General features: G+C 36.2%; 13 protein-coding genes. 9 read left to right on the forward strand and 4 right to left on the reverse strand.

The window, feature by feature from the left end; translation table 11 throughout:
• Positions 1–97: 97 nt before the first annotated feature.
• The 9 genes from ACK4R1_RS05365 (at position 98) to ACK4R1_RS05405 (ending at position 10,644) form a co-directional block, all read left to right on the forward strand.
• Positions 98–1,048, forward strand: coding sequence for a GSCFA domain-containing protein (locus tag ACK4R1_RS05365; protein WP_409684445.1), 951 nt, complete (start codon positions 98–100; stop codon positions 1,046–1,048).
• Between the two features lie 77 nt (positions 1,049–1,125).
• On the forward strand, positions 1,126–1,497 hold the full coding sequence (locus ACK4R1_RS05370) for a hypothetical protein (protein ID WP_409684447.1): 372 nt from the start codon (positions 1,126–1,128) through the stop codon (positions 1,495–1,497).
• A gap of 22 nt (positions 1,498–1,519) precedes the next feature.
• Positions 1,520–3,361: a PQQ-binding-like beta-propeller repeat protein gene (locus tag ACK4R1_RS05375; protein WP_409684449.1), complete on the forward strand. Its 1,842-nt coding sequence runs from the start codon at positions 1,520–1,522 to the stop codon at positions 3,359–3,361.
• A 67-nt stretch (positions 3,362–3,428) separates the two neighbouring features.
• Positions 3,429–4,853, forward strand: a complete 1,425-nt coding sequence (locus ACK4R1_RS05380) for a hypothetical protein (protein WP_409684451.1) — start codon at positions 3,429–3,431, stop codon at positions 4,851–4,853.
• An 81-nt stretch (positions 4,854–4,934) separates the two neighbouring features.
• Positions 4,935–5,468 (forward strand): DUF6252 family protein, encoded by a 534-nt coding sequence (locus ACK4R1_RS05385; protein WP_409684453.1) that lies wholly within the window; start codon positions 4,935–4,937, stop codon positions 5,466–5,468.
• Between the two features lie 162 nt (positions 5,469–5,630).
• On the forward strand, positions 5,631–5,846 hold the full coding sequence (locus ACK4R1_RS05390) for a hypothetical protein (protein ID WP_409684454.1): 216 nt from the start codon (positions 5,631–5,633) through the stop codon (positions 5,844–5,846).
• Between the two features lie 50 nt (positions 5,847–5,896).
• Positions 5,897–7,789, forward strand: coding sequence for a tetratricopeptide repeat protein (locus ACK4R1_RS05395; protein ID WP_409684456.1), 1,893 nt, complete (start codon positions 5,897–5,899; stop codon positions 7,787–7,789).
• Positions 7,790–7,799: 10 nt separating this feature from the next.
• Complete coding sequence (locus ACK4R1_RS05400) at positions 7,800–9,764, forward strand: tetratricopeptide repeat protein (protein WP_409684458.1); 1,965 nt, start codon at positions 7,800–7,802, stop codon at positions 9,762–9,764.
• Between the two features lie 232 nt (positions 9,765–9,996).
• Positions 9,997–10,644 carry a response regulator gene (locus tag ACK4R1_RS05405; protein WP_409684460.1) on the forward strand — a complete coding sequence of 216 codons (648 nt, stop codon included), beginning with the start codon at positions 9,997–9,999 and terminating at the stop codon, positions 10,642–10,644.
• On the opposite strand, the gene ACK4R1_RS05410 is transcribed toward ACK4R1_RS05405, so the two are convergent.
• The 4 genes from ACK4R1_RS05410 to ACK4R1_RS05425 form a co-directional block, all read right to left on the reverse strand.
• On the reverse strand, positions 10,641–10,949 hold the full coding sequence (locus ACK4R1_RS05410; RefSeq protein ID WP_409684462.1) for a rhodanese-like domain-containing protein: 309 nt from the start codon (positions 10,947–10,949) through the stop codon (positions 10,641–10,643). The genes ACK4R1_RS05405 and ACK4R1_RS05410 overlap by 4 nt on opposite strands.
• Before the next feature lie 62 nt (positions 10,950–11,011).
• Positions 11,012–12,775 (reverse strand): aromatic amino acid hydroxylase, encoded by a 1,764-nt coding sequence (locus ACK4R1_RS05415; protein WP_409684464.1) that lies wholly within the window; start codon positions 12,773–12,775, stop codon positions 11,012–11,014.
• A 278-nt stretch (positions 12,776–13,053) separates the two neighbouring features.
• The gene (locus tag ACK4R1_RS05420; protein ID WP_409684466.1) at positions 13,054–13,587 is read right to left on the reverse strand and encodes a DUF4136 domain-containing protein; all 534 of its coding nucleotides are present in this window, start codon (positions 13,585–13,587) and stop codon (positions 13,054–13,056) included.
• 15 nt (positions 13,588–13,602) lie between these two features.
• Positions 13,603–15,579 (reverse strand): urocanate hydratase, encoded by a 1,977-nt coding sequence (locus ACK4R1_RS05425; protein ID WP_409684468.1) that lies wholly within the window; start codon positions 15,577–15,579, stop codon positions 13,603–13,605.
• Positions 15,580–15,735 lie beyond the last annotated feature (156 nt).

The raw sequence follows: 15,735 nt of genomic DNA on the forward strand, positions 1-15,735 counted from the left end.
AACCCTTTCACCTGTCAATGAAAGGGTTTTTTTATTCATATTTTGTACTTTTGACTGTAGTGATAACTAATTGACGAAGTAGATAAATCAAAAACAAATGAATTTCACCACCAAAGTTCCCGTTCCTGTTTATGAATATCCTATAGACTACAGGTCTAAAATATTGTCTTTAGGTTCGTGCTTTGCTGAAAATATGGGAGAGAAATTCCAATACTTTAAATTTCAAATCACAACCAATCCTTTTGGGATAATTTTCAATCCGGTTTCGATTGAGAAATTAGCAGATAGAATTGTAAATCAAACATTGTTTACCGAAGCCGATATTTTCTTTCACAACGATTTGTGGCATTGCTATGATGTCCATTCAGAGTTAAGTCATCCGGACAAAATGGAGTTCTTAAAAAGATTAAATCTAATCCTCCAACAATCTAATCCTCTAATAATCCAAGCAAGTCATATCATTATTACTTACGGAACTTCCTGGGTTTATCGTCACAATTCAACTAACGAAATAGTCGCCAATTGTCATAAAGTTTCCCAAAAAGAATTCACCAAAGAAATCCTGTCGCCCGAAACCATTCAGCAATCGATTCAAAATACAATCGCTTTACTCCAAAAAGTGAACCCCGATTGTAAATTCATTTTTACTGTTTCACCCGTACGTCATCTTAAAGACGGTTTTTCTGAAAATCAACGTAGCAAAGCACATTTAATAACTGCAATCCAAGAAATTATTAATTATCAATTGTTAATTGTCAATTACTTTCCCAGTTACGAAATAATGATGGACGAACTTCGCGATTATCGCTTCTATGCCGAAGACATGTTGCATCCAAGCCAATCGGCTATTGATTACATTTGGATACGCTTTTTTGAAAATTATGTAAATTCAAAATATTTTAACACGATGCAAGAAGTATGTAACATTCAAAAAGGATTAGCCCATCGTCCATTTAATCCGAATACTTCTGCTCATCAACAGTTCATAACTTCTCTTAATCAAAAGATTATAAAGCTTCAAGAGCAGTTTCCACACTTCCAATTTTAACAAAATACGACATTTGCCGTATTTCCTGCCTTAGTATTTCACAATAGGTTTGTTATGTATTTAACAACCTAAAAACCATGAAGATAATTAAGGCATTACTAGTATTCACCTTGCTCATGCTGTCTACTCAAAATGTATTGGCCCAAAAACCGGTACTGACAGATGAAGAAGTAGTGACGGAAACCGTAACCAAAGAAATTGATGAGGTTTTCCAATCGGAGGATTTCCAAAAAAAGAAAAACAAAAAATACGCTGAAGTCAAAGGCACTATGGTCGTTGATATCGGCGTAGTGCAAAACGGAAAGGTTTCTTCCTTTTTCAAAGTTGACAGCGACATTAAGAATATTGATTTTATCAACTTCATGTCGGGCTACATTCTTGATCACAAATTCAAATTTAAACTTCAAAAACAACAACGATATAAAATTCGTTACACAGTTACTTTTTAAACCTAACAATAAAACAATAAACATGAAGAAAATTACTTTAGTAATGTTGATGCTCTCTCTGACAATCACATTACCAGCAAATGCCCAGCTTGGAAAACTAATGGGCAAAGGCAAAGGCGCCGGAAAAAAATCGGGTAGTTTTGGTACCGTTTGGGAATCAGAATTTGACAACAAAGCGACACAACTGGCGGTTGCCGTTAACGGAGGAGAATATATTTTGGCCACAGATGATAATTCAGCGACTGTATTAGATGCTGGCGGAAAACAAGTTTGGAGTGGCGATTATAAAAAAATCACCACTAATAAAACTAACAAATGTGAATACCAGTACATCATTCACAAAGGCAAAGGTAAAGGCGGTTACTTATTTCTTTTTGATGAAAGAAAGTTAGGAACCGATAGGGTTGCCGTCCTTGATGTGGCTACCGGAAAAGAATTGTGGAATTCTGAAGAATACCAAAACCTAATTCCAAAAGGAACTGCGGCGAAAGAAGGAACTGATGAAGGCGAATTGGAAACGGTAAAATACATTTTTGAATTAGATGCATTTTTAATTTCACAAAAAGCTTCAGTGATTTTGGTGAAAGCCAATACCGGTGAAAAAGTTTGGGAAACCAATCGTTTCAAAGGCGGTGTTGGAAAATATATATACGATGGAAAAAGAAACGAAATCGTCATGATTAATTTTAAACCAACGGCTTTAGGTGCTTTGTTCGCCGGTTTTAAAAATCAGTTGGTAAAAATTAATGCAACTAACGGAGATATTCTTTGGGATGCTACTTTCTTAGGAACCATCGAAAAAGAATTGGTTACGCGTAGAGCCATTGTTGATTTATGGATTAAAGACGATAAATTATACATGTATTTAGACGGATTGCAAGTATATAACATCAATAACGGTCAAAAACTTTGGGAAGTAACTTATGAAAATGACATGAAAGGCGCCGGCGGTGGAATGTTCAGCGGCGGAAAACGTTCTAAAATCTACAGAACTATTGCTGATCCTTTATTTACGGATGACGCGGTTTATATAGTGATTTTAGGAACAAGGGACCGAACAAAATATGTAGAAAAACACGATTTAGCCTCAGGAAAATTACTTTGGGCTTCTGAGAAAATTACCGGTGCATTTTGTATGCCGAATATCTATAAATCTGGCGATAAAGTGTTGGTGCAAGTTGGAGGAAAAGTGCAAGTTCAGGAATTCAGATTAGAAGAAGTTTCCAATGGTTTCTCAGCCGGAATGGCACTTGGTGGTTTTGGTGGCGGTTCTATGAAACAATGGGTTCCTTACATCTATTGGGATTATAAAAATCAAAAGAACTCCGTACTTTGTTTAGATGACAAAACAGGAAAAACAGCTTGGCGTTCTGAAAAATTTGACAAACGCATTACTGATTTTATCCTCGAAAACGATAAAACGCTATTTGTTGGCGACGGTGATGAATTTTATGGATACGACATTGCTTCAGGAAACCAGTTATTTGATGTGAAACACAACGATGCAAAAGTGGGAAAAGCGACTGATGTTATCGATTTTGGAGATAAAGTAGTAGTGCTTTCTGAAAAAGGATTGGCATCTTATAATAAAAAAGACGGCTCAAGAGTTTACGCTACCGAAAAAATAAGAGGAGTAGATTATTTTTATGAAATTGAAGGTAATTATTATTTGAGAGATCAAAGAAACAGCAAAAACATTATCTACGGTATTGATATGACTAATGGAGAAACCAAAGGTTCTGTTCAATCTAAAGGAAAAGGAGGAAGCCCAAAATACGGTGCCGGAATTGATATTTCCGATGATGGTGAATTTATCTTCGCTTTCAAAGGCAAAAAAGTAGAAAAAATTAAAGTTAACAATTGAGTTTTTTGAGGAAGTTAGTTAGGGCTGCAATTCGTTGCGGTCCTTTCTATTTTAAATCGCACTTATTATGAAAAAAACACTATTTCTTTATGCAATCTTATTGGTTCTCTTTTCTGCCAATGCGCAACAAATACAATGGGCGAATAAACTAATTAAATATTCCTCGGATTTAGGTGGAAAACAACATGGAATTAAAAGAATTTTAGGCAAACCCGATACTTTTCCGCAAGGTGGTAGCAGTCCAAATGCTTGGACGCCCAAAAATGCATTGGATGGATATGAATGGGTGCAAGTGGGTTTTGAAAAGCCTCAAACTGTTAAACAAGTTGCCGTTTTCGAAAACCTTAACGCAGGTTGTGTGGTTAGTGTTTCGGTAGATGATGGTTCTGGAAAATATAAGCGCGTTTGGTCTAGAAAACCCAATTATAAAACGGTGATGTTCAAAGCGACAATTCCGGCGGATAGAAATTACTATTTCAAACGTAAAAGAAGAAAAATTCAGGAAAGTCCCGATGTGATTAATCCGGGTGTCGAATATGCTATTCTAGACGAAGCTGTTTCAGGGGTTGTGGCGGTTCGAGTGGAATTCAATTTTGCTTTGCTTCCTGGGCAAAAAGAAGTCGATGCTATAGGCATTTCTGATTCGGAAACGCCTATTCAACCAATGGTTAATACAACTACCGCTTTTGAAAGTCTGATTTCTGCCAAAACGCTACAGTTGCAGGATATTGTTCCAACAAGCCCATCGGTGTCTTTTGACGGATCAAAGCTTTTTGTGACCGGAATCAGTGAGGTGAAAAACGAAATTTTTTCTTTTACCAAAAATGCATCAGGACAATGGGCAAACAAGAAATTAGAATCTTCGCTCAATACCGGAGATCGTTACAATCATGTAAAACCTATTGGAACTAATCATTTGTTAAAAGGCGGCAACCGCTATACCAAAGGCACTACAGAAACCGGTTTTGAATTATTTGTAATCAATAATACTAAATATGATGCTTTGGGACCAATAAAAGTTACGGCTTACAACAACTATGATGATACAGCAGAAGCTTTTCTCACAGCTGACAAAAAGATTTTAATCATGGGTATTGAAACCGATTTTTCTCAGGGAGCAAGTGATTTATATTTTGCCCAACAAAAAGAAGATGGTACTTATGGTTTACTGCAAAATATGGGTAAAGTAATTAATTCAGCTGCCGATGAAGGCATGTGCCAATTGCTGTCCGATAATCAAACAATGTTGTTTAGTAGCGATGGATTCAGTGCTTTTGGGAGTTATGACATTTTTGTTTCTTATCGATTAGATGAGACTTGGAAGAACTGGTCGGAGCCCATAAATCTGGGAAGTAAAATCAATACCACAGATTTTGACGGATTGCCTTTTTATGACGAGACAAATGAAATATTGTACTTTATTTCCAGTGAAAATGAAACCAATGTTCTGAAGTATGTGAGCATTCCAAAAGCCAGTTTGATGAAAAGCTAACTAAAAATACGTCAAATGCCTTATTGATTGCCATTTGATAAAAGTGAAGATTTGCAATAATAACCTTTAACCTTAAATATTATGAAGACAATTAAACAATTCGGAATCGTTTTAACCATGGCTTTAGCCACTTTACTTACCTCATGCAGTGGAAGCGATGATGGCGGAGGCGGAGGCGGAAGCGCATCTTTGGGACAACTAAAAGCCAAAGTAGGAGGCTCTAATTTCACCTCAATGAATCTAGCCACTTTTGCTACCAAACAAGTAATAGGCACTACAACAACTATTATTATCCAAGGAAGTGACGCATCAGGGAAAGCCATTCAATTAATTTTGAACGGAACAAACGGAGCTGCCGGTACTTTTGAAATAAGCGATACAGCCAATATTTCTGCTATTGCCAGTTATTCTGAAGTAAATATCAATAATCCGATGGCTTCTCAAACTTGGGCAGCACCTTATGATAGTTCCGGGGCAGTAGGATCAATTACGATTAGCGAGATTACAGATACTAATGTGAAAGGAACTTTTAATTTTACCGGAAAAAACCAAAACGGGACGGATACAAAAGCCATTACTAACGGTGCTTTTAATATTAATTTTACCACAAACTAATTTTAAATATATTTCCTTTCAGTGAAAAATACGGCGTATGCCGTATTTTTTTTGGTTGCTTTTTACCCGAATTTTGAAACTTATATTCGACTCAACATGACCTTTTTTCTAATATTAGTTTTTTTAATTCAAATTGGACTCATCTTTTATCTGAGGTATAAAATGCTCTCAGAACGAAGTGAGTTTCAGTCTAAACTAAAGCCACTAGAGGAATTTATCATAGAATTAAATAGCGAACACCAAAAACAATCTATTCAACTGCAACTTTCAGAGGATCTGAAAATAAAGATGAAAGAAATCAATGCTGCTTTGAGCAAAAATGTTTTCGAATTAAATTATCAGTTGATGGAAGATTTATATCCAAAAAAAGAGAATTAGCTATTGAGAATTTTAACATTTTTAATACATTTATGCTATACAATCTCTACATGAAAAAACTTTACTTACTTATAGTCACTATGTTGCTTTTTTCGGTAGAGGCAAATTCTCAGGAGATTAAAAAAACGCTTATCAAAGCATTTACGTCTCAAGATTCCTCTGATTACTATTTTAAGTTGGCCAAAAAAAATATCAAAACTACTGCTGATGAAGCGCAATATTATTTTTGTAAAAATGCCCGATGTTGTGACTATAACCAATTAGACAGTTCAGTGATTTATGGTGAAAAAGCTGTAAAATTATTGCAAAACGGAGGTGATATTCCCTCTCTTTTGACAGTCTACCATAATTTATCAAAAGTCTACAGAAAACAAGGGCAATATGACAAAGCCATTCATTCTTCCTTAATGGGAATAAGGATAGCAGAAAAGGAGAAGAAAGAAAATTGGATTGCTTTCTTTGATGCTAATTTGTCTTTAACTTACCATGATTTCGAAAGTTATCAAAAGGGAATTTTTTATGGTAAAAAGGCTTTGAAATATTGGGTGAACCAAAAAGAAAAAAGTCCCGATATGATTAGTAATGCACTTAATGCTGTCGCGATTAATTTTGACGATTGGAACAAGCCTGACAGCGCTTTGTATTATCATAAACAGGTTTTTAAATATTACAAAGGAAAAGACACACTTTATATTGCGGAAACTTATAATAATATAGGAAATACTCTGTTGAAACAAAAAAAATACAAAGAAGCTCAAAAATGGATTAGTACAGCACTCCGAATTAACGATAAAAATTTTGAAAGCAATAACGGAATTAAAGATGGTAATTATTACTACACTCGGGCTACCAATTACACTAATTTGGCCACAATAGCTTATGAATTAGATGATTTTACTAAAGCGGAACAATTATTTGAAAAAGCTTATTTTTTTGCTAAGCAAAGTAAGAGTGCTGAAAAATTAAGAGACTTTTATTACCAAAGAGCAGCATTTAATAAGAAGAGAAATAACCTTTCAAAAGCAGTTCAAGACCAAGAAAATTACATCCAAATCAGGGATTCTGTTTTTGATGTGGAACGCGCCCAAACCTTTTCTGAACTTGAAGCCAAATACCAAAACGAGAAAAAAGAAAAGCAGCTTTTGCAGTCAAAAGCACAAGTGAGAGAACGAGAGTTGGAAATTAAAAACAAGAACACCCAATTCCTTATCCTTGGGTTAATTTCTTTGGCTTTGTTGTGTATTATTTATTTGGTTTATCGCCAACAAAAGTTAAAAATCAAACAACAAGAGCAAGAGTTTGAACTCAAATCGGCTATAGCCAAAATTGAAACCCAAAACAAGTTACAAGAACAACGATTAACAATTTCCAGAGATTTGCATGATAATATTGGTTCGCAACTAACGTTTATTATTTCTTCGGTAGACAATATCAAATATGCTTTTGATATCCAAAATGCAAAGCTTGAAGATAAACTTTCCGGCATTAGCGATTTTGCTAAATCCACTATTATCGAGCTTCGTGATACCATTTGGGCAATGAATAAAAGCCAAATCACTTTTGAAGATTTACAAACGCGTATCCACAATTTTATCGATAAAGCTAAAGAGGCAAAAAGCGAAATTGGATTTTACTTTTCTGTCGATGCCAAATTGAAAGAGCGTAAATTCAGCTCCATTGAAGGCATGAATATTTACAGAACCATTCAGGAAGCCATCAACAACAGTATCAAATATGCCCAAGCGCAAAAGATTGAAATTCTGGTAAAAAAAGAAGAAGACAGCATTCGAATTATCATTCAAGACAACGGAAAAGGGTTCGATATAAATACTACAGAAAAGGGCAATGGCTTACTCAATATGCAAAAAAGAATAGCCGAAATCAATGGGAAATTTGAACTCCAAAGTTCAAGTTCAGGAACCAAAATTAGTATATTGTTATAAGTTTAAGCACATGGAAAAAGCTTTGGTTTTATTCTTTTTATTCCTGATTTCAATATCGGTTAGGGCGCAAAATGCTCAAAACATTATTGACGGTCTAAAGAAAGATTTGAAAGCCAATCCGGATGCTAAAAGAACCGCGACAATTTATTCTGACTTGACTTGGTATTATTCTAAAATCGATATAGATTCTGCTTTGCATTATGGTGGAAAAGCCGCAGTTGAGTCCAAGAAGTTGAACGATTCTACCTTAATAGCACAAGTGTACAGCGATATTGGTGCGGTTTATTTTATCAAAGGCGATTTTGTCAATTCAAAAGCCAATTATTTATCGGCTTATAAAATCAGAAAGCTTAGAAACGATGTGAAAGGCTTGGCTAAAATCAACAATAATTTAGCCAACATCTACGAGAAAACACACCAATACAAACAAGCAATGACTTCTTTTCTGGAAGCGTTGGAATATTTTGAAAGTGTAAAAGACGAAAAACACACCAGTATTATCAAAGGCAATATCGGTTTGATTCATCTCAAATTAAAGAATTACCCCAAAGCCTTACAGTACATAAGCGATGTTATTCAATATCAAGAGAAAAATAATTTCAAGGAAGAATTGTGTGTTTCTTGTTTGAATCTCGGGAATGTTTATTTGAATATGCAAGACACAATTAATGCCTTGAAGTTTTATGATAAAAGTGTAAAAGCTTGCACGGCTGTTGGTAACAAAAAAGGCATTTCAAGCGGATTTAATAACATTGCTTCCATCAAATCGGAACAAAAAAAATCCAAAGATGCTTTGGCGCTTTATCAAAAGTCCAAGCAAGTCAGAGAAGAACTCAACTCCGATTTAGACAAGGCTAATTTCGATTTAAATTTGGCTTTAGATTTCGCATCCAATAAAAAATACAACGAAGCTAAGAAGTTATTGTTGTCAACTAAATTGTTTTTTGAGCAAACCAATCATAATGAAAAGTTGCAGAAAAATTACAAATCTTTAATTACAGTTTATGCTTATTTGAACAAACCTGATAGTGTAAATTATTATTTAGACAAATTAGCAGTTTTAAACGAGCAATTATTACTTAGTAAAGCCGAGAAACAAACGGCCGAATTAGAAACCAAATACCAAACCGAAAAAAAGGAAAGATTGCTACAAAAATCAAAGGCTGAAATTGCCACTCGCGAATTGGAAATCAGGAAAAAAGAAACCCAGTTTTTAATTCTAGGCTTGATTTCGCTGGCTTTGATCGTGATTATTTACTTGGTTTATCGCCAACAAAAATTAAAAAACAAACAGCAAGAACAAGAGTTTGAACTTAAGTCGGCGATAGCCAAAATTGAAACGCAAAACAAATTACAGGAACAACGTTTGAACATTTCAAGAGATTTGCATGATAATATTGGTTCCCAATTGACTTTCATTATTTCTTCCGTTGACAATATAAAATATGCTTTTGATATTCAAAATGACAAACTCGATTCGAAACTTTCCGGCATTAGTAATTTTGCTAAATCCACTATTATTGAGCTTCGCGATACGATTTGGGCAATGAATAAAAGCGAAATTACTTTTGAAGATTTACAAGCCAGAATTCATAACTTTATAGATAAAGCACAAGAAGCCAAAGAAGATATTCAGTTTGATTTTGAAGTTGATCTGTCGCTTAAAACAACAAAATTCACTTCGGTTGAAGGTATGAATTTGTACCGAACGATTCAAGAAGCCATTAACAACAGTATCAAATATGCGAAGGCAAAAAAGATTACAGTAACCATAAAACCAATTAAAAATGATATTTTAATTTCGATTGTCGATGATGGAAATGGATTTGATTTAGAAAAGACAATGTTCGGTAACGGAATCCATAATATGCGCAAACGAATTTCAGATATTGGTGGTTCATTTGAGATAGAGTCAAGTGTTGACAGAGGGACAACCATTAATGTAAAACTCAAGAAGCAATTTTTTGCAATTTGAAGATTATAAAAAATACGTCATTTGACGTATTTTTTTTGTCAAATCAATTAATCAAATTTGATTAATCAAGTGGTATTGATTTTTTCAAAAGAAAAACACTGAGGTTGTTTTTATTGTTGTCCTTTTCATTTTGGGGTTTATTCAAGCTAAATCACATTTTGAAAAGGACTTTTTTTGTAAATCAGTATGTTACCTGAAAAAAAATAATCAAATTTGTTTATAATTTTTAGCCATGTCAACCAAAATAGCCATAGTAGACGATAATGTTTTTTTGCAAAAAACAGTAGCTGAAAAACTGTCCTTTTTTGACGATATGGTCCTAAAATTTACCGCTATCGATGGGAATGATTTGCAGAAAAAATTAGAAATCAATAAATGCATCGATTTAATTTTGATGGATATTGAAATGCCGGTTTGTAACGGAATTGAAGCCACCAAAATCATCAAGACCAAATATCCGCAAATTAAAATCATCATGTTAACTGTTTTTGACAATGATGAGAACATTTTCAACGCCATCAAAGCAGGAGCAGATGGTTATTTGCTAAAGGAAGTTAATCCAAAGGAACTTCATCAAGGTATTTTGGAAACCTTAAACGGCGGCGCGGCAATGAATCCTTCTATTGCTTTGAAAACCTTAAAATTGTTAAGAAACCCCGTCGATTTTGAACAAAAATGTGAAGAAGAAATTAAGTTGACTTCAAGAGAAATAGAAGTTTTAGAACAATTGAGCAAAGGGTTAAATTACAACATTATTGCCGATAATTTGTTTCTTTCTCCATCAACGGTTAGAAAACACATCGAGAACATTTACACCAAATTGCAGGTGCACAATAAACTCGAGGCAATTCAAAAAGCCAAAAACAATAATTTGATTTAAAGTTTACTTTCCAAACTTTGCCAACCACCGCCGTTAATTACTTCGATACCAACCGATTTTAAAACAGAAGCTGCTTGTGCACTTCGCATACCACTTCGACAACAAACGATAACCGGTTTGTCTAATTTTTTGATTTCGTTTAATTTTCCATTAATTGTATCTAACGGAATGTTTTTCGAACCTTTGATGTGTCCTTCTCGGAATTCACCAACCGTTCTAACGTCAATAATTATCGCACCTTTGTTTATAAAATCCTGAATGCTTTCGGATTTGCTTCCTAAACCTAATAGGGTTAATAGTCCCATAATTGTATTTTTTTCAGCAAAGATATAAGCTAATGATTTGGCTCGCAGTAACAAAGGTTACATTAGTGTTGTAAACTCACTTTTTCTAAAAATAACTCCAATCCACCCGAAATTAAATGGGCAATTTCAGGACGCGTTTGTTTCACTTTTTCCAAATGAACTAAGACTTCATGAAGCAATGATGTGTTGTTGGTTTTGTTACATAATTCAGCAATTTCAACAGAAAGTAACCAGTCGTTAGCGTGTTTTTCTTTTAAAATATCAAAGGTTTTTTCAATAGAAATCACCGCAGTTTTTCCTTCGCGAATGTTTCTGATGTTGAGATACAATCCTTCTAATTCTTCGCGTTCAGGTGATTTTTTGGGTTTAATGGTATGACTCGTAGGTACGTGATTTACCATGTCGAAACTATTCACGTCGGCCGGACCGGAAAAGGCTGAGATCACTTTTTTACCAACAGCCATATCATAAATGCCCCATTCCGGTTGGAATAACACAGTATCGTTATGGGTAACGGTACAATTTTTAAAACTAATGATGATAATTTCACCTTGAAGATTTCTTGAACCTGTAATGATTTCTCCGGTAACGGTAATGTTGCCCTCGAATTCTAAAGTTACTTTTTCGGCTTCGTAAATGTCATAAGCACGTAAATCACGCGGACTCATATCTTCAATGGCCAAATTGATGCCTTTTAGTTTTCCAATTGGTGAACCGAAACCTTCAGCATGGTATTGCGTACCATGACCTACTAATTCTTTTTCGCGATAGGATAAAGCAGTTTTGCCGGTAGTTTGCACGTAAACTGGTTTTCCTTCGTTTTCAATGACATTGGTAAATAAACCTGAAATCTGAATCCCGGTGCTCAATTCAATTGTTCCTAATGACTTAGAATTAATCAGTTTTTGAATACCCGATAAACCTCCGGTACGCAAAGCCATAGTGTTGGCAAATTCTTCTAGAACCAGGCTCAATTCAGCAAAATCTGGCGTTACATAGAGTTGTGGTTGTGGCTTAGTAATATCGAAACTTTGATCCGCTGCCGAAATGTCATAAGGGATTTTGGTCACGTTATCCGTCATGCACCAAGCGCTTTCGCCTATAGAGGAAAGTAATCCGGCACCATATATTTTTGGGTTGTCAACGGTTCCGATTAAGCCATATTCCACTGTCCACCAATGCAGGTTTCTTATACGAGACATTTCAGAGAGTTCACCCATGTTATTTTGTAAGAACTCAACTTGGTCTTCGGCTTTCTTTATTTCTTCGGCAGGCGTTCCTTCAGCTTCTTTTAAAATGGATAACAGTCGAATCGCTTCATACATTTCATAATCACGAGAAGAAGAAATGGCTTTGCAACCAATTTCCCCAAAACGACGCAAATATTCGGCATATTCCGGATTGGCAATAATAGGAGCGTGGCCGGCACCTTCGTGAATAATATCCGGAGCCGGAGTATATTCAATATGTTCTAATTGTCGAATATCAGAAGCAATCACCAAAACATTATACGCTTGAAATTCCATAAAAGCATTCGGCGGAATAAACCCGTCCACGGCAACGGCAGCCCAACCGATTTCTTTCAAAATACGGTTCATGCCATACATGTTCGGGATATTATCGACTTCCAAACCGGTTTTTTTCAAACCATCCAGGTACGATTCATGAGCTACTTTTGAAAGATAATCCACATTTTTACGCATTACATAACGCCAAACAGCTTGATTAATCGGAGTGTAATCGTTGTAATCTTGCGGTTTGATAAACTGCTTTAAGTGCTTTGGTAATCTGTCAATCAAAGGGTTGCTTTCAAATTGGGCTTCCATAAATCTGGTTTTGTTGTGTTCGTAAATTTACAAATCTTAGGTTAAAGAAGTGTGATAAAAATCATAAAATGACTTTCGGTATTTATTTTTAGGAGCTTAATCCGGCTGTTCACTATATCTTTTACACCTGTCAGGTTTTAAAAAAACCTAACAGGTGTAAAAGGATGTCGTTACCATCCGGGCTAGGGCAATCTGCAATAAAAAAAACCGCAACAGAGATATTGCGGTTTCTATTTTAATCTGAATATTGAGACTGAATACTGAACACTCCTAACTGCCTACTTCTTTTTCTTCGGTGGATATTGCTCCAGTATTTTAGTCACAAATTCTTTAATGACTTCGTCTTTTTTATGGGTGTCTTTGGTTAATACACCTTCACCTTCGCCTTGCCAAATCAGTTCTTTTTTCTTGGCATCTATAATATCAATAAACAAAGTACCTTCGCTGTGTCTGGTTACTGTGGTATTTCCGCCCCAAAGAAACGGGTTCCAACCCCAACCCCAGCCATAACCCCAACCGGCATTGAATTGGTTTACATTGACTTCTTCTCTTTCTTTAGTGAAAAAAGAGATTAATAAATCAGGTGTTTCACTTTTAGAAAATCCTTTCACCATCATAGTTTCGTCAATAGAACGGAGAATTCGTTTTTTGTCTAAATCGGAAATCTCGGCTTTGTCAATGCCGGTTTTGTGGAAAGCATAGGTTTTATAGGGTGCAAAATCTACTTGCTTGTCATAATCGGAGTTTACTCTAATGGAACTACATGAGGCAAGTAGTAAAATGGATACTGTAAGAAGGGCAAACTTTTTCATAGCTATAAATTTTGGTTACAATAATTGATCGTCAACTGTATTAGGGATGGTCACTTTCAATAAAGGTTGCGTGGCCATCGCTCTTTTGATGGCGAAAATAGCTCCTTCATTTCTGGCCCAACTTCTTCTCGAAATGCCGTTGTTTACATCCCAGAAAAGCATTGATTCTAAGCGTCTTGATGCTGCTTTTGAGCCATCAAGAACCATACCAAAACCACCGTTAATAACTTCGCCCCAACCCACGCCACCGCCATTGTGAATCGATACCCAAGTGGCACCGCGGAAACTATCGCCAATTACGTTTTGAATGGCCATATCGGCCGTAAATCGGGAACCGTCGTAGATGTTGGAAGTTTCTCGATAAGGTGAATCTGTTCCGGAAACGTCATGGTGATCGCGGCCTAAAATGACATAGCCAATTTCACCACGGGCAATCGCTTGGTTGAAAGCTTCTGCAATTTTGATTCGGCCTTCTGCATCGGCATAAAGGATTCTGGCTTGAGAACCAACGACTAATTTGTTTTCTTGTGCGCCTTTGATCCATTGGATGTTATCGGCCATTTGTTGTTGGATTTCTTCAGGAGAATTTTGCATCATTGCTTCTAAAACCTCACAAGCAATTTTGTCAGTTTTGGCTAAATCTTCCGGATTTCCACTGGCACAAACCCAACGGAATGGCCCGAATCCGTAGTCGAAACACATGGGTCCCATAATGTCTTGCACATAACTTGGGTATTTGAAATCGATGTGATTTTCGGCCATAATATCCGCACCGGCGCGAGAAGCTTCCAGTAAAAAAGCGTTTCCATAATCAAAGAAATAGGTTCCTTTGGCAGTGTGTTTGTTGATGGCTGCCGCATGACGACGCAAGGTTTTTTGCACTTCTTCTTTGAATTTCTCAGGATTATTAGCCATTAAATCATTTGATTCTTCAAAAGTATAACCGATAGGATAATAACCGCCGGCCCAAGGATTATGCAACGAAGTTTGGTCGGAACCTAAATCGATATGCAAGTTTTCTTGATTAAATCTTTCCCAAACGTCAACCACATTTCCGAGATAAGCAATTGAAACTACTTCTTGGTTTTCTAAGGCGATTTTGACTCTTGGGACTAAATCTTCAATATTTTCAATCACTTCGTTAATCCAACCTTGAGAATGACGAATGTGGGTAATTTTCGGATTGACTTCTGCGCAAACGGTAACACAACCAGCTATGTTTCCGGCTTTGGGTTGAGCGCCGCTCATTCCGCCAAGTCCTGACGTTACGAATAAACCACCTTTGGGGGATTTTTTTATTTTTCTGAAACCGTTTAGAACGGTAATCGTTGTGCCGTGAACGATGCCTTGCGGCCCGATATACATATAACTTCCGGCGGTCATTTGGCCGTATTGGGAAACGCCTAAGGCATTCATTTTTTCCCAATCGTCCGGTTTGGAGTAATTTGGAATCACCATTCCGTTGGTTACTACAACTCTCGGCGCTTCCGGATGTGAAGGAAATAAACCCATTGGGTGACCGGAATACATGACTAAAGTTTGTTCTTCGGTCATTTCGGCCAAATATTTCATGGTCAACAAGTATTGCGCCCAGTTTTGGAACACGGCTCCGTTGCCACCATAAGTGATTAATTCGTGCGGATGTTGTGCCACAGCGTAATCCAAGTTGTTTTGAATCATCAGCATGATGGCTTTGGCTTGTTCGCATTTTCCGGGATAATCCGAAATCGGGCGAGCGTACATTTTGTAATCAGGACGAAGGCGGTACATGTAGATGCGGCCGTAAGTTTCCAATTCGGCTTTGAATTCCGGAATTAAGGTCGCGTGGTGTTGCGGTTCGAAATAGCGCAAGGCATTTTTCAATGCTAACTTTTTTTCGTCTTCAGATAGAATTTCTTTGCGTTTTGGTGCGTGGTTTATTTGTGGTTCGTAGGGTTTTGGTTGTGGCAAAACCGCCGGAATTCCTTGTAAAATTTGTTCTTGAAAAGTCATTTTTTTAGTTGTATGTTCTAAGTTATATGTTGTAAGTTGTTTTTGCGTTAGATTTGATATTAAGAGGAGGACAGCCTGTGGCTGTCAGGTATTTTTGAGTGTCAAATTAATTGATCTACATTTTTCATATTCTTTTTTGCGTTAGGGATTGCAGTG

Origin of the sequence: Flavobacterium sp., assembly GCF_046293665.1 — a bacterium.
GTDB lineage: Bacteria > Bacteroidota > Bacteroidia > Flavobacteriales > Flavobacteriaceae > Flavobacterium.

Bases quoted from the DNA above. Each gene is read 5' to 3' on its own strand.
- ACK4R1_RS05365 (WP_409684445.1), top strand. From the start codon at position 98: ATGAATTTCACCACCAAAGTTCCCGTTCCTGTTTATGAATATCCTATA.
- ACK4R1_RS05370 (WP_409684447.1), top strand. From the start codon at position 1,126: ATGAAGATAATTAAGGCATTACTAGTATTCACCTTGCTCATGCTGTCT.
- ACK4R1_RS05375 (WP_409684449.1), top strand. From the start codon at position 1,520: ATGAAGAAAATTACTTTAGTAATGTTGATGCTCTCTCTGACAATCACA.
- ACK4R1_RS05380 (WP_409684451.1), top strand. From the start codon at position 3,429: ATGAAAAAAACACTATTTCTTTATGCAATCTTATTGGTTCTCTTTTCT.
- ACK4R1_RS05385 (WP_409684453.1), top strand. From the start codon at position 4,935: ATGAAGACAATTAAACAATTCGGAATCGTTTTAACCATGGCTTTAGCC.
- ACK4R1_RS05390 (WP_409684454.1), top strand. From the start codon at position 5,631: ATGCTCTCAGAACGAAGTGAGTTTCAGTCTAAACTAAAGCCACTAGAG.
- ACK4R1_RS05395 (WP_409684456.1), top strand. From the start codon at position 5,897: ATGAAAAAACTTTACTTACTTATAGTCACTATGTTGCTTTTTTCGGTA.
- ACK4R1_RS05400 (WP_409684458.1), top strand. From the start codon at position 7,800: ATGGAAAAAGCTTTGGTTTTATTCTTTTTATTCCTGATTTCAATATCG.
- ACK4R1_RS05405 (WP_409684460.1), top strand. From the start codon at position 9,997: ATGTCAACCAAAATAGCCATAGTAGACGATAATGTTTTTTTGCAAAAA.
- ACK4R1_RS05410 (WP_409684462.1), bottom strand. From the start codon at position 10,949: ATGGGACTATTAACCCTATTAGGTTTAGGAAGCAAATCCGAAAGCATT.
- ACK4R1_RS05415 (WP_409684464.1), bottom strand. From the start codon at position 12,775: ATGGAAGCCCAATTTGAAAGCAACCCTTTGATTGACAGATTACCAAAG.
- ACK4R1_RS05420 (WP_409684466.1), bottom strand. From the start codon at position 13,587: ATGAAAAAGTTTGCCCTTCTTACAGTATCCATTTTACTACTTGCCTCA.
- ACK4R1_RS05425 (WP_409684468.1), bottom strand. From the start codon at position 15,579: ATGACTTTTCAAGAACAAATTTTACAAGGAATTCCGGCGGTTTTGCCA.